Annotated in this window: 15 protein-coding genes; 10 read left to right on the top strand and 5 right to left on the bottom strand. The window is 59.8% G+C overall.

Translation table 11 applies throughout. The features are described from left to right. The first annotated feature begins 235 nt into the window (after nucleotides 1-235). Nucleotides 236-1,168, top strand: coding sequence for a universal stress protein (locus ACXX9E_RS16870; protein WP_429541102.1), 933 nt, complete (start codon nucleotides 236-238; stop codon nucleotides 1,166-1,168). Between the two features lie 97 nt (nucleotides 1,169-1,265). Here the strand turns inward: ACXX9E_RS16870 and ACXX9E_RS16865 are convergent, their stop codons facing one another. Continuing rightward, on the bottom strand, nucleotides 1,266-2,159 hold the full coding sequence (locus tag ACXX9E_RS16865) for a LysR family transcriptional regulator (protein ID WP_128615598.1): 894 nt from the start codon (nucleotides 2,157-2,159) through the stop codon (nucleotides 1,266-1,268). A gap of 133 nt (nucleotides 2,160-2,292) precedes the next feature. On the opposite strand from ACXX9E_RS16865, the gene ACXX9E_RS16860 reads away from it, so the two are divergent. Together ACXX9E_RS16860 and ACXX9E_RS16855 are read left to right on the top strand one after the other, a co-directional pair. Then, on the top strand, nucleotides 2,293-3,942 hold the full coding sequence (locus ACXX9E_RS16860) for a GMC family oxidoreductase (RefSeq protein ID WP_458555755.1): 1,650 nt from the start codon (nucleotides 2,293-2,295) through the stop codon (nucleotides 3,940-3,942). 146 nt (nucleotides 3,943-4,088) lie between these two features. After that, nucleotides 4,089-5,711: an MFS transporter gene (locus ACXX9E_RS16855; protein ID WP_123467741.1), complete on the top strand. Its 1,623-nt coding sequence runs from the start codon at nucleotides 4,089-4,091 to the stop codon at nucleotides 5,709-5,711. Nucleotides 5,712-5,766: 55 nt separating this feature from the next. Here ACXX9E_RS16855 and ACXX9E_RS16850 read toward each other — a convergent pair whose 3' ends face one another. Continuing rightward, on the bottom strand, nucleotides 5,767-6,135 hold the full coding sequence (locus ACXX9E_RS16850; RefSeq protein ID WP_123467739.1) for a DUF427 domain-containing protein: 369 nt from the start codon (nucleotides 6,133-6,135) through the stop codon (nucleotides 5,767-5,769). 305 nt (nucleotides 6,136-6,440) lie between these two features. Continuing rightward, nucleotides 6,441-7,847: a serralysin family metalloprotease gene (locus ACXX9E_RS16845; protein WP_222833165.1), complete on the bottom strand. Its 1,407-nt coding sequence runs from the start codon at nucleotides 7,845-7,847 to the stop codon at nucleotides 6,441-6,443. Nucleotides 7,848-8,126: 279 nt separating this feature from the next. Between ACXX9E_RS16845 and ACXX9E_RS16840 the strand changes: the two genes are divergently transcribed. The 4 genes from ACXX9E_RS16840 to ACXX9E_RS16825 all read left to right on the top strand — a co-directional run bounded on the left by ACXX9E_RS16840 (nucleotide 8,127) and on the right by ACXX9E_RS16825 (nucleotide 13,406). Further along, nucleotides 8,127-10,055, top strand: coding sequence for a DNA topoisomerase III (locus ACXX9E_RS16840; protein WP_128615595.1), 1,929 nt, complete (start codon nucleotides 8,127-8,129; stop codon nucleotides 10,053-10,055). A gap of 202 nt (nucleotides 10,056-10,257) precedes the next feature. Further along, on the top strand, nucleotides 10,258-10,761 hold the full coding sequence (locus ACXX9E_RS16835; RefSeq protein ID WP_458555754.1) for a GNAT family N-acetyltransferase: 504 nt from the start codon (nucleotides 10,258-10,260) through the stop codon (nucleotides 10,759-10,761). A gap of 510 nt (nucleotides 10,762-11,271) precedes the next feature. After that, nucleotides 11,272-11,601 carry a hypothetical protein gene (locus ACXX9E_RS16830; protein WP_123467733.1) on the top strand — a complete coding sequence of 110 codons (330 nt, stop codon included), beginning with the start codon at nucleotides 11,272-11,274 and terminating at the stop codon, nucleotides 11,599-11,601. 663 nt (nucleotides 11,602-12,264) lie between these two features. Beyond that, nucleotides 12,265-13,406, top strand: a protein-coding gene (locus ACXX9E_RS16825; RefSeq protein ID WP_458555753.1) for an IS3 family transposase whose coding sequence is annotated in 2 segments (ribosomal slippage) — nucleotides 12,265-12,526 and nucleotides 12,526-13,406 — 1,143 coding nt in all. Because the reading frame shifts where the segments join, the coding sequence is not laid out codon by codon here. 97 nt (nucleotides 13,407-13,503) lie between these two features. Here the strand turns inward: ACXX9E_RS16825 and cynR are convergent. Continuing rightward, entirely contained in the window at nucleotides 13,504-14,391 is an 888-nt protein-coding gene (cynR, locus tag ACXX9E_RS16820; RefSeq protein ID WP_458555752.1) for a transcriptional regulator CynR, read from the bottom strand. A gap of 122 nt (nucleotides 14,392-14,513) precedes the next feature. Between cynR and cynS the strand changes: the two genes are divergently transcribed. From cynS to ACXX9E_RS16805, 3 genes are all read left to right on the top strand, one after another. Further along, the gene (cynS, locus tag ACXX9E_RS16815; protein ID WP_123467729.1) at nucleotides 14,514-14,981 is read left to right on the top strand and encodes a cyanase; all 468 of its coding nucleotides are present in this window, start codon (nucleotides 14,514-14,516) and stop codon (nucleotides 14,979-14,981) included. Between the two features lie 80 nt (nucleotides 14,982-15,061). Further along, a complete protein-coding gene (locus tag ACXX9E_RS16810; RefSeq protein WP_123467727.1) occupies nucleotides 15,062-15,298 on the top strand; it encodes a DUF2790 domain-containing protein in 237 nt (78 codons plus the stop codon). A gap of 12 nt (nucleotides 15,299-15,310) precedes the next feature. Beyond that, entirely contained in the window at nucleotides 15,311-15,970 is a 660-nt protein-coding gene (locus ACXX9E_RS16805; RefSeq protein ID WP_458555751.1) for a carbonic anhydrase, read from the top strand. A gap of 45 nt (nucleotides 15,971-16,015) precedes the next feature. On the opposite strand, the gene ACXX9E_RS16800 is transcribed toward ACXX9E_RS16805, so the two are convergent. Then, nucleotides 16,016-17,518 (bottom strand): aldehyde dehydrogenase family protein, encoded by a 1,503-nt coding sequence (locus ACXX9E_RS16800; protein WP_458555750.1) that lies wholly within the window; start codon nucleotides 17,516-17,518, stop codon nucleotides 16,016-16,018. Between the last annotated feature and the right edge of the window lie 71 nt (nucleotides 17,519-17,589).

Raw genomic sequence — 17,589 nt, 5'->3', positions numbered from 1 at the left:
TCGGTTCAGTGAGTTCAGCACCTTTCACAGGCTGCGCCGTGCTCACCGGTGCAAGGTTGATAACAATCAACAATTGCGCAATTGCGCCGGTCACTGCCATCCGTCGGGCGCGCGCATGGCGCTGTCGCGTCATTGACAAAGATCAAGCTGCGCCCGGCTACCCGGAGCAGCATGACCCTACGCCTCTGTCGCCGTTGCGCCCACGCATCCCGGCCATCCCCACAGGAGATTCGTCATGTCCGAGCAAGCACGTTTCATGCTGGTGGCTTCACCCCTGATGAAAACCAGCCCCGCATTCGACCGGGCGGGCGCGCTGGCCAAGGCCTCGGGCGCGGCGCTGCATATCGTCGCGTTCGATTACCTGGAAGGCCTGGCAACCGCCGGACTGGTCAATGAACAGGCGCTCGAACAGATGCGCCTGGGCTATGTCGAACGCCATCGTCAATGGCTGGAAGACCAGGCCCGGCCGATGCGCCACCTCGGCGTCACGGTGACGACGGAAGTGGTGTGGGTCGACAATCCGTTGCGCGAGATCCAGATTCACCTCAAGGAACAACCCATGGCCCTGCTGATCAAGGATCTGCAGCACGCCTCGTTCATGTCGCGGCTGATGTTCACGCCGCTGGATATCCATTTGCTGCGTGAGTGCCGGGTGCCGCTGCACTTTGTCAGCCATGTGCAACATGCCAGGCCGCGGCGGATCGTGGCGGCGGTCGATCCGTTTCATCGTGACGATCAGTACGCCGATTTCAACGACCGCATCCTGCGCGAGGCCGTCAAACTGGCCAGCCTCTGCGACGCCGAGCTGGATGTGGTCTATGCCTATGACTTGTCCTCGATCAGCGCCGACGAGTTCGGCTTTGGCAATCCCTCGGCGTTTTTCAAGGTGGGCAACGCGAAAGCGCTGTTCGATGCACAAGGCGATGCATTCCGTGAGCTGGCCGAGCGCAACGGCATCCCGCCGGAACGCCAGCACATGGTCATGGGCAACCCGGCCAAAGTGCTGTGCAGCTATGCCGATGCCTATGACATCGACGTGATCGTCATGGGCCGCATCGGCCATCGTGGCCTGGGCCGGTTGATTGGCAGCACGGTGGAGCAGTTGCTGTACAAAATGCCGTGCAGTGTCTGGGTGGTGTCGCCGCAACTGATAGAGCAAACCAGTTAAGCCCTGCCCACATTCAGGCAGGCGCTGCGGCACGCTGCGATCTTTTGATCCTGCTTGAAAGATCGGGATCAACAGACCGCAGCGCCTACAGGGAATGTCATCCGGACTGACCGCGCAGCAAACCCTGCTCCGCCTCGCACAGGCCCACCACATAATCCCAGACCACCCGCAACCGCACCGATTTGTGCAACTCGCGCCGTGTGCTGATCCAGTAACTGCGCTCGATGCCCTCGTCCGGCAGCAGCGGCACCAGGCCGGGATCGGCTGCTGCCATGTAGCACGGCAGCACGGCGATCCCCAGTCCCGAACGCGCCGCTTCCTGCTGGGCGATGACACTGGTGCTGTGAAACACCACGCGCGGACTGCGGCAGAAGCTGTTGAGGAACATCAGTTCCTGGCTGAACAGCAAATCATCGACGTAACCGATCCACGCCTGTTTCCCCAGGTCTTCACGGCTGTGCAGCGGCGGCGCGTTGTCGAGATAGGCCTGGCTGGCATACAGCGCCAAACGGTAGTCGGTGAGCTTGCGCGTCACCAGCATGTCCGCTGCCGGGCGCTCCAGATGAATACTGATCTCCGCCTCGCGGTTGAGGATGCTGACGAAGCGCGGCACGGCGACCAGCTCCACTTCCAGCCCCGGATAGCGCTCGAACAGGCCGATCATGCGACTGGCGAGAAACTTTACCCCGAGGCCCTCGGTGACGCCGACGCGGATCTTGCCCAGTGGCGCGGTGGATTGGGTGATTTCTTCCTGGGCCAGCAGCGCGACGTTTTCCATGGCTTCGGCGTGCTTGAGCAGCGCCTCCCCCGCCGGGGTCATCTCATAGCCTTGGGCGTGCTGCACGAACAGCGCGGTGCCGAGGCTTTTTTCAATGGCCTCGATGTGCCGGGCGACGGTGGCGTGGGTGGTGTTCAAGCGCCTGGCGGCGGTGAGCAGGCGACCGCTGCGTTGCAGTTCAAGAAAAAACCGCAGGTCGTTCCAGTCGAACATGGCAGGTCCTTGTCAGCGATGGTCAGGTGAGGCTGTTTGAAAACGCACAGCGGCTGCGCAAAAACTAACATTCTTTTGACGAAAGCTAACAACTAGAGTGTCCGACAATAAAAACAAAAAGCGAGGTCAGGGAATGCAGACTTCCCTTGAGGAATACGATTACATCGTGGTCGGCGCCGGCCCTGCCGGGTGCCTGCTGGCCAATCGACTGTCGGCGGATAAACAGCAGCAGGTGTTACTGCTCGAAGCCGGCGGACGCGACAACTATGCGTGGATTCACATCCCGGTCGGCTACCTGTTCTGCATCGGTAACCCGCGCACCGACTGGTGCTTCAAGACCGAAGCGGAACCCGGCCTGCAGGGCCGCAGCTTGAGCTACCCGCGCGGCAAAGTGCTGGGCGGCTGTTCCTCCATCAACGGCATGATCTACATGCGCGGCCAGGCCAACGACTATGACGGCTGGGCGGCCGAGGGCAATCCGGGCTGGGCCTGGAACGATGTGCTGCCGCTGTTCAAACAAAGCGAAAACCACTTTGCCGGCGCCGCCGAATTTCACGGCGCCAAGGGCGAATGGCGCGTGGAGCAACAGCGCCTGTCGTGGCCGATTCTCGATGCGTTTCGCAGCGCCGCCGAGCAGAGCGGCATCGCCAGCATCGACGACTTCAATCAGGGCGACAACGAGGGTTGCGGCTACTTTCAGGTCAACCAGAAGGCCGGGGTGCGCTGGAACGCGGCGAAGGCCTTCCTCAAACCGGTTCGCGACCGGGCCAATCTGACGGTGCTGACGGGGGTGGAGGTGGATCGGGTGCTGCTGGAGGGCGGTCGCGCCTCAACCGTCAGTGCGCGGCATGCAGGTCAGGTCAAACAGTTCAAGGCCCGCAAGGAGATCGTGTTGTGCGCCGGCTCGGTGGGTTCGCCGAGCATTCTGCAACGCTCCGGGATTGGCCCGCGTCCGTTGCTGGAGCGCCTCGGGATCGGGGTGATTCATGAGCTGTCGGGCGTCGGCGGCAATCTGCAGGATCACCTGCAACTGCGCCTGATCTACAAACTGCAGAACGCCCGCACCCTGAATCAGATCGCCGGCAGTGTCTGGGGCAAGATGGGCATGGGCCTGCGCTATCTGTATGACCGCAGCGGGCCGTTGTCGATGGCGCCGAGTCAGCTCGGGGCGTTTGCCCGATCCGGGCCGGAGCAGACCTCGGCCAACCTCGAATACCACGTGCAACCCTTGTCGCTGGAGCGCTTTGGTGAGCCGTTGCACAGTTTTCCGGCGTTCACTGCGTCGGTGTGTGATTTGCGGCCGCAGAGCCGTGGGCGCATCGAGATTCGTTCGGCGGACCCATCGCAGGCGCCGCTGATCCAGCCCAACTACCTCAGCCATGCCGAGGACCTGCGCGTGGCGGCGGATGCGATTCGTCTGACCCGACGCATCGTCAGCGCGCCGGCCCTGCAAGGATTCAAACCGGTCGAGTACCTGCCGGGCGCCAGCCTGCAAAGTGAAGAAGAATTGCAGCAAGCGGCGGCGAAGATCGGCACGACGATTTTCCACCCGGTCGGCACCTGCCGCATGGGCCAGGACGCGGACTCGGTCGTCGACGCGCAACTGCGGGTACACGGCGTGCCGGGCCTGCGTGTTGCCGACGCGTCGATCATGCCGCGCATCACCTCGGGCAACACCTGTTCGCCGACGCTGATGATTGCTGAAAAAGCGGCGCAACTGATCCTGAAACCTACAGTACACATAACCCCTGTGGGAGCGGGCTTGCCCGCGATGACGGTATGACATTCAACATTGAAGTTGGCTGACCCAGCGCAACCGCGGGCAAGCCCGCTCCCACAGGTTTTGGCAGCAGATTCAAGGCATCGCGCATCACCCGGACACGCAACACCAGTGGAACAACAAAAACAATCACTGTGAGGGATACCGATATGTCAGAACACGCTCAGACGCTGGACGCCGCGAGCGGCGCCAGCACCAGCAATGCCACGCAGAAAGTCATCTTCGCCTCGTCCCTGGGGACCGTGTTCGAATGGTATGACTTCTTCCTCTATGGCGCCCTCGCGGCGGTGATCAGCAAGCAGTTCTTCGCCGGGGTCAACGACACCACGGCGTTCATCTTCGCGCTGATGGCCTTCGCGGCCGGGTTTATCGTGCGGCCTTTCGGCGCGCTGGTGTTCGGGCGGCTGGGGGACATGATCGGGCGCAAGTACACCTTCCTTGCGACCATCATCCTGATGGGCGTCGCGACCTTCTGCGTCGGCCTGCTGCCGACCTACGCCAGCATCGGCATCGCCGCACCGATCATTCTGGTGGTGCTGCGCATGCTGCAGGGCCTTGCGCTCGGCGGTGAGTATGGCGGCGCCGCCACCTACGTGGCCGAGCACGCGCCGATTGGCAAACGCGGTTTCCACACCAGCTGGATTCAGTCCACCGCGACCCTCGGCCTGCTGCTGTCGCTGCTGGTGGTGCTCGGTTGCCGCTACTTCACCGGCGATCAGTTCGAAGTCTGGGGCTGGCGCATTCCGTTCCTGCTGTCGATTGTGCTGCTGGGCATTTCCACCTGGATTCGCCTGAGCCTGCACGAGTCGCCGGCGTATCTGAAAATGAAAGAGGAAGGCAAAACCTCGAAAGCGCCGATCCGCGAATCCTTCGGCAAATGGGAAAACCTCAAAGTCGTGCTGATCGCCCTGTTCAGCATCAACGCCGGGCAAGCGGTGACCTTCTACGCGGCGCAGTTCTACGTGCTGTTTTTCCTCACCCAGTTCCTGAAAATGGACCCGGCGGTGGCCAACAGCCTGCTGATTATCAGTGTGGTGATCGGTGCACCGTTCTTTATCATTTTTGGCTGGCTGTCGGACAAGGTCGGGCGCAAACCAGTGCTGATGCTCGGCCTGCTGCTGGCCACGGTGCTGTACTTCCCGATCTTCAAATCCCTGGCCCACTACGCCAACCCGGCGATCGACCAGGCCAGCCGTCAGGCACCGATCACCGTGCTGGCGGACCCGGCGACCTGCACCTTCCAGTTCGATCCGGTGGGCAAGGCGAAATTCGACAGCCCGTGCGATAAGGTCAAAACCTTCCTGGTCAAACAGGGCCTGCCCTACTCCAGCGCCGCCGCTCCGGCCGGCAGTGGCGTGCAGGTGAGCATCGGCGACATGAAGATCGACGGCTACGACGAAGCCGCACTGCGCGGCGCGGTGACACTCGCTGGTTACCCGCAACAGGCGGATCTGCAGCAGATCAACAAACCGATGATCGTGGCGCTGATCGTCGCGCTGATCATCATCTCGGCCATGTGCTACGGGCCGCTGGCGGCGCTGATGGTCGAACTGTTCCCGACGCGCATCCGCTATACCTCGATGTCCCTGCCGTACCACATCGGCAATGGCTGGTTTGGCGGGTTCCTGCCGACCGTGTCGTTTGCGCTGGTGGTGTACACCGGGGATATTTTCTATGGGCTGTGGTACCCGGTGCTGATTACCGGGGTGAGTTTGGTGGTGGGCATGTTCTGTTTGCGTGAGACGAAGAATATAGATCTCGACAAGAACTGAAACTCACCCAGACAACTCAATCGGCGAGGGCTTTTACCCTCGCCGTTTTTTTTGCTCAGGCATCAGCCTTGATCACTTCGAACTTCACCTGATCCGGATAAAACGCCACGTAGTTTTTGATCTGCTCGACCGAGATTTTCGGTTTCTCATAAGTCCACACCGCATTCGCCCCTTCATGCCCCGGCACTTGCAGACTGAAGTAATTGGCATCGCCCTTGTACGGGCAATAACTGGTGTGATCGGTGCGGGCGAAATACTGTTCGTCGATGTCTTCGCGGGGGACGTAATAAACCGGCGGGTAGTTGGCTTCGTTGAGGATCAGCACGCGGGAGGACGCAGCGACCTGGATGCCGTGGAATTTCACCACCAGGCACCCGACAAGTTGTTCGAGGTTTATAACGGGACTGAGGCCGGAACTTTTCATGGGGTTCCCCTGAATACGGCGAAGAGACCGGTTCAGGTATAGCCCATCGGTTCTGGTTGGGGTGGTTTTACAGCCGAACGGCCCATCAACTTCAAAAGCTCCCTCACCCTGGCCCTCTCCCAGAGGAAGAGGGGACTGACCGAGTTGTCTGACGAAATCCATCGACCTGAAAAATCGAGTCGATTATGGATTCAAAACCAATCGTTCAAGTCGGTGAATTTCGCCAATATCCCCCAATCAGTCCCCTCTCCCTCGGGGCGGTCCGACGTTTCGGGAGGGTTAGGGTGAGGGCCGATCTTCAGGCATCACGCCAGAATATCAGTCGCCACCGCCTGCCCCACCACGCCGACGGCAAAGTCCACCGAGCCCTGCCCCGTCAGATCAACCATCAGGCTGGTCTGATTGGTCTGCGCAAAGTAGGTCAGGATCGCGTCGCCGGCATGTCCGGTGAAGCCGCTGACGAAGTTCAGCGAGGCTGCGCCCGTGGCAAAACCGGCGATCCCCGACAAGTCGATCTTGTCCAGACCGCTAGTGAAATCCATGATCCAGTCCGGCGCGGTCATGGTCGAATCGCTGGCCGCGCCAAACACAAAGGTGTCTGCGCCTGCACCGCCCCACAAGGTATCGCCACCGCCACCACCGTAGAGGATGTCATTACCGGCACCACCGAACAGATCGTTGGCCGCCGCATTGCCGATCAGCAGATCATTGCCTGAACCACCCAAAGCATTTTCCACGGTCACGCCGTAAGCGATGGACACGTTACCGACCAACCCGCCGACGTCGGAGAACGAACCCTCATTGAGGTTGATTTTCTGGTTCTGGCTGAAGCCTGAGAAATCCAGCGTGTCGTTGCCGCCGCCATCCCACACCGAAAACACCACTTTCGACGATGCCGAAGTGGCGCTGTAGAAATCGCGCTCGGCGTTGGAGTTGAAACCGTACGTAGTGTCTTCGGCACGGGTCGCGTAGTTGGCGCCATAGAGTTTTTGCACAGCAACGATATCGTCCAGCAACGGCGCCGAGGCATATGCGCCGCTGCCGTCCTTGCTGAAGTTCTGGTCGGTGTTGGCTTCGCTCCAGTAGCTCATCAGGCTATAGCCACGGGTATCTTCAGCGTATTTGGCATCGTTGTAGGTCGGGTTGCCGTTGCCGGCGTTGTAGGCGCCCGGGTGCGACAGACCGAGGGTGTGGCCGATCTCGTGGGTCAGAGTCTGGCGCCCGTAGTTGTTGGTGTCCGGGGTCTTGTTGACCTGATATTGATTGTTGATCAGGTACCACGACTGGCCGTCATAGCTGCCGCCGCTTGGCAGGTAGGCAAACGCCGCGCCACCGGTGCTGACGTCGTAGTTGCCGAACGTCATGTGCCCGTCGCCGCCCTTGCCCTCGGTGAACGTGACCCTGGCGACATCGGCCCAGGATTGCATGGCCAGCACGGCCTGCGCCTTCTGCTGGGCGCTGAATTCGCTGAAGTTGCCCAGTTGCGGATTGTAGTTCGCCGGTTTTTCCGTGAGGAAGCTGTAGCTCAGGTCGATTTTGCCGTCAGCGTTCTTATCGCTCCACGACAGGCCTTTGCGCAGAATTTCGTCAGCGGCCTGGTCGGCGGTGAACGACGGTTTGCCGTTGACCAGACCGACGCCACGGTCGTACAGGTGGCTGAACGTATTGACGTCGTCGTAGGCGCTGCTGGTGCTGGAGGTGGCTTGAGCCATGATGGACTTCCTTGTTTCTGAGTAGTCAGTGTCCGACAGACCACGGCGATCCCGTGCCGGGATCGTCCTGTCACGTGCTTGTCATAAAAACGCACTGAACCTGACACGGCGGGCAACACGAGGCTAATCAATTTCTCGATAGCCGGGGTGACGTCCCCGGATTGCCCGTCACGTGCTGCAATCGTTTTTATCTGTATATCCATACAGATAAACGTTGCCCCTGAGGCGAAGTCCGGCCATTCTGTGCACCTGTTCCGACCTTGATCGACGATGGTGGTTATGCGGCTGTACCTCTGTGAAAAACCTTCCCAGGCCAAAGACATTGCGGCCGTGCTCGGTGCCCGGCGCCGGGGCGACGGGTGCTGGCTGGGAACGGATGTCACGGTGACCTGGTGCATTGGCCACTTGCTCGAAACCGCGCCGCCGGATGCCTACGACGCCCGCTACAAACGCTGGGTGCTGGCGGATCTGCCGATCATTCCGGACAAATGGAAAATGACCGTCAAACCGCGCACCGCCAGCCAGTACAAGGCAGTCAAGCGCCTGCTTGGCGAGGCCAGCGAACTGATCATCGCCACCGACGCCGACCGCGAGGGCGAGATGATTGCCCGGGAACTGGTCGAGCACTGTCGCTATCGCGGGCCGATTCGGCGCTTGTGGCTGTCGGCGCTGGACGAGGCATCCATCCGCAAGGCGCTGGCCGCACTGAAGCCGGGGGCAGAGACGTTCAGCCTCTATCACTCGGCGCTGGGTCGCTCGCGGGCGGACTGGCTGATCGGGATGAACATGAGCCGGTTGTTCACGCTGCTGGGTCGTCAATCCGGTTATCAAGGCGTGCTGCCGGTGGGCCGGGTGCAGACGCCGACCCTGCGCCTGGTGGTCGATCGCGACCGCAGCATTGCCGATTTCGTCCCGGTGCCGTACTGGGCCGTCGATGTGCAACTGCTGCACAACGGCACAGCATTCACCGCGCAATGGCGGGCGCCGGGCGACGCCTGTGACGATCAGGATCGCTGCCTGAATCAGGCGCTGGCTCAAACAGCGGCAGCCGCTATGAGTAGTGCTGCCAGCGCCCGGGTGGTGAAGCTGCGCACGGAGCGCATGCGCGAAGTGGCGCCCCTGCCCTTCGACCTCGGCACCCTGCAAGAAGTCTGCTCGAAGAAACTCGGCCTCGGCGCACAGGAAACCCTCGACATCGCCCAGGCCCTCTACGAAACCTACAAGGTCATCACCTACCCGCGCAGCGACTGCGGCTATCTGCCCCTGAGCCAGCACAGCGAGGCGCCGCAGATTCTGGCGGCATTGCGTCAGGCCGACCCGAGCCTTGAGGTGCTCAACGGCTTTCTGCAGCCCCAGCGCAAATCCCGGGCATGGAACGACGCCAAGGTCAGCGCGCACCATGGCATCATCCCCACGGCTGCAGCGAAGAACCTCGAACGCCTGAGCGGCAAGCACCGCGCGGTCTACACACTGATTCGCGCGCGCTATCTGGCGCAGTTTCTGCCCAATCATGAATACGATCGCACCCAGGCCGACTTCGATTGCGCCGGTGAAGCGTTGCGCGCAGTCGGCAAGCAGATCATCGAACCGGGCTGGAAACGTGCCTTGCCCGAAGCACTCGCACCGGCCAAGGGTCGTGAAGCGCCCGCACCGCAGACCTTGCCGGTATTGCGCGAGGGCATCGACTGCGCGGTGGCTGACGTCAGGCTCAAGGACCTGTGGACGCAACCGCCCAAGCCCTACACCGAAGGCGATCTGATCAAGGCGATGAAGAACGTCGCCAGACTGGTGGAGGATCCGCTGCTCAAACAGAAACTCAAGGACACTACCGGCATCGGCACCGAAGCGACCCGGGCGTCGATCATTCAGGGCTTGCTGGATCGCGGCTATCTGGTGAAGAACGGCAAGGCACTGGCCGCGACACCGGCGGCGTTCAGCCTGATCGATGCCGTGCCCCGCGCCATCGCCGACCCCGGCACTACCGCGATCTGGGAACAGGCGCTGGACATGGTGCAGAGCGGCGAAATGAGTCTGGAAGAGTTCGTCACCAAACAAGCGGCATGGATGAGCAAACAGGTCACCCGCTGTTCCGGCCTGAGCCTGACCATCAGCGGCCCGCCGCCGTCAGGCAAGGCTGCCGCGCCGTGGAAGAAAAAGCGCAAGTCGACACGCAGTAAAACCACGGGTACCAAGCGCAAAACTCAATGACCACAGCCTCTGTGCCGAGGGGATTTATCCCTGTCAGGTCGCGAAGCGGCTCCTCTTTTGTTACAACCATCAGGGGGACTGCTGCGCAGTCCAACGGGGATAAATCCCCTCGCCACAAGGTATGTGCATTCGCAATACCTGGGCTTACTACAAAGTGTTGGGGCCACAATACTGGCTCATCACTGCCGGGAGTTCAGCCACTATGCCCACCATCGCACTGCACCCCGCCCACCGCGACGAATGGGACACCCTGGAAAATCTGATGCAGTTCTACATGCACGACTTCAGCGAATGGCTGCCGCTGAAACTGGCCGGGCACGGTTTGTTCAGCATTCACCCGAAAGACGACTACTGGCGCAATCCCGCCACCCAGCCCTTTCTGATCCGCGTCGACGGCGAACTCGCCGGTTTCGTCACCGTGGACAACGACACCTACATCGCCGGTGCCGAATTCAACATCGGCTACTTCTTCATCGCCCGGCGCTTTCGTGGCCAAGGCGTCGCGCAATTTGTCGTCTCTGCCCTATTGAGCCGTATCCCCGGTCAGTGGCAAATTTTCCATATCGACGCCAACCTGCCGGCACAGCGCTTCTGGGCCCGACTGATCCCCGAGTTGAGTGGCGGCGAATTCACCTGCCAACCGCGCGAAGTGGACGGTTACCCGTGCACCTTCTACGCGTTGTACGCGCCTTTTTCCGTTGCCTGAACGGATCCTTTCTCATTCCAAAACAGCTTTGTCCGACAATATGTAGTGAGAAAAAATAATCACTACAAAACCGTTGACGGCATCGTTTTGCTTTTGCATGATGAAGACGTTCCCCGATCGGGAGCACTGGCAACACGCTTGAGCAAACTCGTCTGACCGCCGAGTTGTTTTTTCCGGATACACGCTGCCCACAAGGCAGATTGAAGAAGCTGACCTGGCCTGAACGTCCAGTACAAGGACGAGAAGCGCTGGCGAAAATTCTCAAGACGCTTGTGGTCGACACTGTAAAGGTCGTCAAGGAGCCTCCCGGTTTTCGCTGCTTCTCCTCGTTGTGACGCTATTGCGTAGCAGTTATTCAACACGACTACATGCAACAGATGCACGACCCCGTACTTGTCACGGGCGAGCGCTGACGTCCTGGTTTCGGTGCCAGGGATCAACTAACCGATGGGCTACCTGTATTAGCGAATCAACTTTGAAAGATCACCAAACTGGTCAAGGGGCAACATCATGAATCTGAACAATCAACCGACTATTGAAGAACTGGCTCGTATGTTCGCTGCGCAAAAAGACAGCCACGACAGCCATATTCTGTGGATCAGCAAGACGGGCCAGGTGCATATCGACTGCCTGTCGCCCCATGCTGGTGAAGAAGAGTTCGACCAGAACAACCAGAACCTGCTGGCCCGCCTGAAGATGTATCGCCGTGGCCACGGTTATGTCGGCAAGAAAGCTGCGGCCGACAAGGACTTCATCGGTAATGTTCTGCAAACGCTGAAACAGGCGTGGGACTCGATGCAGAACAACAATGAAGTTCGGGTGATTGACCGGTTCTGCTGAGTTAGTAATTAGATAATTGAAAGGCCTGCTTCCTTAAAGGAAGCAGGCCTTTTTTTGTTCGCTTGCATTGATATGGCGTGACTGGAATTGTAGCCCCTCACCCCAGCCCTCTCCCGAGGGAGAGGGAGCCGATTTGTGCTGCGCTGAAAATTTTAGTTCGGCTCAAAACTTTCAGGTCGGCGTAAATCGCACAAACACCTCAGTCAGTCCCCTCTCCCGAGGGAGAGGGAGCCGATTTATGGTGCTTTCAGAACCTGAGTTCGACTCAGGTTTCTCAGGTCGGCGTAAATCGCACAAACACCTCAGTCAGTCCCCTCTCCCGAGGGAGAGGGAGCCGATTTATGGTGCTTTCAGAACCTGTGTTCGACTCAGGTTTCTCAGCTCGGCGTAAATCGCACAAACACCTCAGTCAGTCCCCTCTCCCTAGGGAGAGGGAGCCGATTTATGGTGCTTTCAGAACCTGAGTTCGACTCAGGTTTCTCAGGTCGGCGTAGATCGCACAAACACCTCAGTCAGTCCCCTCTCCCGAGGGAGAGGGAGCCGATTTATGGTGCTTTCAGAACCTGTGTTCGACTCAGGTTTCTCAGGTCGGCGTATGATCTGGCTTAATGATTCTGGACACCCTTAAAGGGCGGTAATCTACGCCCAGCGAAGAGGTGGCATTTGACTAGACGATATTTTTCGACAGATTTCAAACGGGATGCAGCTTGCCTGGTTTTGGATAAAGACTATTCGGTGAGTGAAGCCTGCGAAGCAATGGGCGTCGGACCTACAGCACTGCGTCGCTGGGTTGAGCAGTTGCGAGCTGAGCGCAACGGTAAGACGCCTGAGAAGTCCAAGGCCATGACTCCTGACCAACAACGCATCCAAGAACTGGAAGCAAAAATCCGACGGATTGAGCGAGAGAAGGAAATCTTAAAAAAGGCTACGGCTCTCTTGATGTCGGATTCCCTCGATCAGTAAGGCTGGTCGAGGAATTAAGCGAGCAATATCCAAGATCCGAGTTGTGTGGCGTGTTTGGTATCAACCGCAGCAGTTATTACGAGCGTCTGAAACAGCGGACAAAAGTGGATGCCGAGCGCGAGCGCCTCAAGATCAAGGCTGCTGAATTACATAAGCAAAGTCGCGGTTCAATGGGCGCGCGCAGCCTGTCAAAGGCGTTGTGTAACGAAAAGGAGTCGGTAGGTCGTTACATGGCTCGTAGCCTGATGCTCGAGATCGGATTGAAGAGCCAGCAACGACGCAGACATCGTTACAAACCTAGCGGCGCAGAGGCTCAATACGCCCCCAATCATTTGGAGCGTAAATTCAACGTTGAGGTGCCCAATCAAGTGTGGTGTGGCGATGTGACTTACATTTGGGCCGGTACTTACTGGGTTTATCTGGCTGCGGTACTAGACCTGCATGCCCGACGCGTCGTCGGTTGGGCGATATCCAGAAGTCCCGATTCGGCTCTGACCTGTAAAGCGTTGAGGATGGCTTTCGAGTCGCGAGGACGCCCTGAAAACTTGATGTTCCATTCGGATCAGGGTTGTCATTACAGCAGCAAAATGTTCCGAGAAACGCTGTCGGAGATGCGAATAAAACAAAGCATGAGTCGACGAGGAAACTGCTGGGATAACGCCCCGATGGAACGTTTCTTTGGCAGTTTGAAATCTGAATGGATACCCAAGGTCGGTTATCGAAACGAAGATGAAGCCAGTAGCGATGTGCTGCGCTACCTGACCCACTATTACAATCGGATCAGGCTACACAGTCACAACGGCTATCGAACTCCGGTAGACATGGAAACCCTGGCGGCATGAAAAGGGATAAAACCCTATAACTGTGTCCAGGATCGTTTGACCAGATCAGTAGACCGCACAAACACCTCGGTCAGTCCCCTCTCCCTCCGGGAGAGGGTTAGGGTGAGGGGCTTCCCATGCCCAACACCAATTCCACAAACGCCACCGACGCCGCACTGTGATAATTATTGCGCCGCCGCAACAACGCCGCCCCACGCTGCGGCGCCTCGCTCTCTACGCGCAACCGGCGCAACGCCCGATCCTCCGTCGCGATCGCCTGCGGCAACATCGTCGCCATCGGCGAATGACGCACCACCTCCAGCAACGTACTCACCGAATTCACCTCAATCCGCACCTGCGGCGTAATTTCGTGCTGACGGAAATATTCATCCACCGATAGCCGGGTGATGAAGTCTGACGCCAGTAACGCGAAATCCAGTTGGGCGATGTCCTCCGGGGTCAGCACCGAAGTGCTTTCGTACAGCGGATGCTCGCGCCCGACCATGATCCCCAGGGTTTCGGCAAACGCCGGAATGCACTCGATATCCGGGTGGCGCACCGGGGTGAAGGCAATGGCGATGTCCAGCGAGTCATCCGCCAGGCCCGCCTCGATGTCGTCCATCGACAACTCGAAGATCTGCAGGTGAATCCCCGGATACCGCACCGCATAGTCACGCACCAAGGGCCCAACCAGATACGCCATGAACGTCGGCGTCATCGCCAGGCGCAAGGTGCCACGGGACAGGTCCTTCACGTCATGCAACGCACGCCTGCCCGCCTCCAGCTCCACCAGCACCCGCCGTGCAGATTCCAGATACGCCATGCCGGCATCCGTCGGTTTCACCGTGCGTGAGGTGCGATCGAACAATTCCACCCCGAGGCTTTCCTCCAGTTGGCGAATCTGTTGCGACAGGGTTGGCTGCGACACGTGCAGCGCCTCCGCCGCGCGAGTGAAGCCACCGTGATCGGCAACGGCGAGCAGATAACGCAAATGACGCAGCAGCATGGGGGCACACCATCTATAGGCAGGACTTATGCAAAGCATTGTATATCGGTCTTGGACGCTATGGGTCAATCGGCAGAAGATGAATCCCACACAGCAAGCCAACCCCTGAAAGGAGTGACACCATGCAACAGTCCCATGCCTACAACGACACCAGCCTGGCCCTGACCACCCGCATTCTGGACATCAAGGCACGCAAGAACCTGTCGTGGCAGGATCTTGCCGACGGCACCGGCCTGAGCCTGGCCTTCGTCACCGCCGCTCTGCTCGGTCAGCATCCGCTGCCGGAAAACGCCGCCCAAGTAGTCGGCGACAAACTCGAACTGGACGCTGATGCCGTCGCCGCCCTGCAAATCATCCCGCTGCGTGGCAGCCTCAGTGGCGTGCCGACCGACCCGACCATCTACCGCTTCCACGAAATGATCCAGATCTACGGCACCACGCTCAAAGCCCTGGTTCACGAACAGTTCGGCGACGGCATCATCAGCGCGATCAACTTCAAACTCGACATCAAGAAAGTCGAAGACCCGGAAGGCGGCTCCCGCGCCGTGGTCACCCTCGACGGCAAGTTCCTGCCCCTGCGTCCGTTCTGATCCAGCCCGGCCCGCACCCTGCGTGCGGGCCGACTCCCCCGAATGACTCACTGTCACCACCTGCGTCTGGAGGTTGCCCCATGCAAAAAATTCTGTTGACCCTGGCCCTGATCGGCGGCCTGTCCGCCCAGGCATTTGCCGCTGACGAAGTTGTCGCCTACCGCTACGGCATGCCACTGGACATCGCCCAGGTGCTGAGCATTACCCCGGTTGCCGACGTTTGTGGTGTGGTGCCGGTAGAGATGACGTATCTGGACAGCAACGGCGGCAAACACATTCTTCAATACAGCGAATTCGGCAGCGGTTGCTCGAACTAAGAGGACAACACCATGAAAAACCTGATTGATGGTTTCCTGAAATTCCAGAACGAAGCGTTCCCGCAACGTACCGAACTGTTCAAACACCTGGCGACCACGCAACAGCCGGGCACATTGTTCATCACTTGTTCCGACAGTCGTGTCGTGCCGGAGCTGCTGACCCAACAAGAACCTGGCGAGCTGTTCGTGATCCGCAATGCCGGCAATATCGTACCGTCCTACAGCCCGCATCCGGGCGGGGTGTCGGCGACGGTGGAGTATGCGGTGGCGGTGCTGGGTGTGACGGACATTGTGATCTGCGGACATTCGGACTGCGGTGCAATGACCGCGATTGCCCAGTGCAAATGCATGGATCACCTGCCCGCTGTGAGCGGCTGGCTGCAGCATGCCGAGTCGGCCAAAGTGGTCAACGAAGCACGGCCCCATGCCAACGACGCGGCGAAGTTGAGCTCGATGGTGCGCGAGAACGTGATCGCGCAACTGGCGAATATCCAGACCCACCCGAGCGTGCGTCTGGCCCAGGAGAAAGGCCTGTTGAATCTGCATGGCTGGGTGTACGACATCGAGACAGGCTCGATTGATGCGCTGTCCTCGGATCGTCGCACCTTCGTGCCGCTGGACGAGCAACCAGCAACTTGCGCGGTGCACGCTCAAACCACCCACGCTGCCTGAAAAAACCCCCACTGTGGCGAGGGAGATCCCTCGCCACAAGTGTTTTTAGCGCTTCACATCGAGGTCGGTCTGGCTCATGCGGCTACGCACGGTGAACACACCATCGCCAGACAAAATCGCACTGCGGGCAAACAACCGGCCGCTCTCCCAGTTCGAAAGGCCCAGCTCCGGCTTGTTCAACGCGTACTGCCCATCCACCCAACGGGTAATGCCGTTGCCTACGAAAGGCGCGTTGACCGCGTTGTAAAACCGCTCTTGAGCCAGCGCATCCTCACTGATCAGCGACACGGTGAACTGCGGACTGTAGCGGTTGAACAGATCAATCGCCTGATCCAGATCGTCGACGATCATCAAGCTGACTTCCGGGGTTTCTTCCCACTCCCACTCGCGGCCCAACCCGGCTTCCGCCAGCGGTTCGGCCAGTGCTTCGGTCTGCAAACCTTCGGCGCGATAGACCTCGACCGTCGCGTTCTGCCATTCGCCTGGCAAGCAAGCTTCGCTGCCTTCGACGATGTGCAATTTGCAGCCCTGCCCGCGCGCGGTGCCCGCCTGCTTCAGTGCATCGAGGAACAGCGGCACCAGTTCAGCGGCACGTTCACGTTGAATCAGGCACACGTTCAGGGTGTTACACACTTTGCGATCCAGCGAGTTGCGCACCACCGCCGCAAAACGCCCGGCATCAGCTTCACGGTCGGCCACCAGCCACGCGCCACCGGTGCCGTGCAGGCTGACGGCGGTGCCGGCCTGCTGGGCGATGCTGCCCAGTTGACTGACCGCACGACCCGAACCACGCGCGACGGCCAGCGACAAACGCCGGTCAGCGAACATCGCCCAACCGGCGGCATGATTGACACTTTCCACCAACGACACCGCACCAGCCGGCAGACCGGCATCGGACAGTGCCGGGTTCAACGCATGAGTGACGATGGCTTGCGCGGTGCCCAACGCATCGCTGCCAATGCGCAGCACGGCGGTGTTGCCAGTGCGCAAGACACCGGCGGCGTCGGCGAATACGTTCGGCCGGCCTTCAAAGACAAACGCGACGATGCCCAACGGCGAAACCACTTGCTCGACCTTCCAGCCGTCGTGTTCAACGCTGCTGATGACTTTGCCCCGGGTAGGTGCGGCATCGCGCCAGGCACGCAGGCCAGCGATCATGTCGCGACGCATGCGCTCATCGGCCAGCAAGCGTGTGGTGGAACGTCCGCGCGCCTTGGCCCGTTCGATGTCGGCACGGTTGGCGGATTCGATCTGCGCCCAGCATTGCGGGGTTTCCAGACGCTGCGCGAACAGATCGAAAAACTGACTGATCGCTTCGTCGGACACCGCCGACAGCGCGGTAAACGCCGCAGCAGCACGTTCGATCGCCACCGCGGCGGCTTGTTGGTCGGCCACGGGAATCAGTAACAGCTCGCCACTCACCTGCTCCACCAACAGGTGATCGCCGGGTCGAAAGCGCTCCGCCAGTTCGGGGCTGACCATGGTGACGCGGTTACCAGCGAAAGGAATCGGGGTGCCAGCGACCAGACGTTCGAGCGCGAGAGACATGAAGCGGATTCACCATGCAGAGAGCGGCCGGAAAATGTAGCGGATTATTCGATGAAATACATCTCTTCACA

Source organism: Pseudomonas sp. GNP014, from assembly GCF_054344005.1.
The sequence above is the reverse complement of the archived record's forward strand: the minus strand, read 5'-3'. Positions and strand labels throughout refer to the sequence as shown.

Coding starts and splice junctions, on each gene's coding strand:
- ACXX9E_RS16870 (WP_429541102.1), top strand. CDS start 236: ATGTCCGAGCAAGCACGTTTCATGCTGGTGGCTTCACCCCTGATGAAA.
- ACXX9E_RS16865 (WP_128615598.1), bottom strand. CDS start 2,159: ATGTTCGACTGGAACGACCTGCGGTTTTTTCTTGAACTGCAACGCAGC.
- ACXX9E_RS16860 (WP_458555755.1), top strand. CDS start 2,293: ATGCAGACTTCCCTTGAGGAATACGATTACATCGTGGTCGGCGCCGGC.
- ACXX9E_RS16855 (WP_123467741.1), top strand. CDS start 4,089: ATGTCAGAACACGCTCAGACGCTGGACGCCGCGAGCGGCGCCAGCACC.
- ACXX9E_RS16850 (WP_123467739.1), bottom strand. CDS start 6,135: ATGAAAAGTTCCGGCCTCAGTCCCGTTATAAACCTCGAACAACTTGTC.
- ACXX9E_RS16845 (WP_222833165.1), bottom strand. CDS start 7,847: ATGGCTCAAGCCACCTCCAGCACCAGCAGCGCCTACGACGACGTCAAT.
- ACXX9E_RS16840 (WP_128615595.1), top strand. CDS start 8,127: ATGCGGCTGTACCTCTGTGAAAAACCTTCCCAGGCCAAAGACATTGCG.
- ACXX9E_RS16835 (WP_458555754.1), top strand. CDS start 10,258: ATGCCCACCATCGCACTGCACCCCGCCCACCGCGACGAATGGGACACC.
- ACXX9E_RS16830 (WP_123467733.1), top strand. CDS start 11,272: ATGAATCTGAACAATCAACCGACTATTGAAGAACTGGCTCGTATGTTC.
- cynR (WP_458555752.1), bottom strand. CDS start 14,391: ATGCTGCTGCGTCATTTGCGTTATCTGCTCGCCGTTGCCGATCACGGT.
- cynS (WP_123467729.1), top strand. CDS start 14,514: ATGCAACAGTCCCATGCCTACAACGACACCAGCCTGGCCCTGACCACC.
- ACXX9E_RS16810 (WP_123467727.1), top strand. CDS start 15,062: ATGCAAAAAATTCTGTTGACCCTGGCCCTGATCGGCGGCCTGTCCGCC.
- ACXX9E_RS16805 (WP_458555751.1), top strand. CDS start 15,311: ATGAAAAACCTGATTGATGGTTTCCTGAAATTCCAGAACGAAGCGTTC.
- ACXX9E_RS16800 (WP_458555750.1), bottom strand. CDS start 17,518: ATGTCTCTCGCGCTCGAACGTCTGGTCGCTGGCACCCCGATTCCTTTC.